Source organism: Streptomyces sp. P17, assembly GCF_032436805.1.
Classification (GTDB): Bacteria; Actinomycetota; Actinomycetes; order Streptomycetales; family Streptomycetaceae; genus Streptomyces.
The window spans coordinates 1-530 of record NZ_JAVRBF010000284.1; the positions used below are offsets into that span (position 1 = coordinate 1).

General features: G+C 51.9%; 1 protein-coding gene. It reads left to right on the forward strand.

What is annotated here, in order from left to right; all coding sequences use genetic code 11:
- Positions 1–204 precede the first annotated feature (204 nt).
- A partial coding sequence (locus tag RMT89_RS40880) for a GDP-mannose 4,6-dehydratase (RefSeq protein WP_315888821.1) occupies positions 205–530 on the forward strand: 326 nt, incomplete at its 3' end.

Below are 530 nucleotides of genomic sequence, written 5' to 3' on the forward strand. Positions count from 1 at the left end.
GTAATACAGCGCCTAGCGAATGAGCGGGCGCGCAGTAAAAAAGCGTTTAATGTAAAGAAACGAGCACCACCCTTTTGAGGGCAGAGCTCATCAGCGAACCAACAAACACGCAAGCAGTGGGCATTGAGGATACGCCCGGAATAACCTCCGGGCGGTAGCGTGCCTAAACGCTTTATGGACTAGGCATTAACAATGAAGTTACTCGTGACAGGCGGCGCAGGATTTATCGGCTCAGCCGTTATTCGGCATATTATTGAAAACACCCAAGACCATGTGGTGAACGTAGATAAGCTAACCTACGCAGGCAATTTAGAGTCTCTGGGCAGCGCTCAACAAGACCCGCGTTATGCCTTTGAACAAGTAGACATTTGCGACGCCGCCGCCTTAGACCGTGTGTTTACGCAGCACCAGCCAGATGCTGTGATGCACTTAGCCGCCGAAAGCCACGTAGACCGTTCGATCGATGGCCCCGCAGACTTCATTGAAACCAATATTGTAGGCACTTATACGCTGCTAGAAGCGGCACGCCG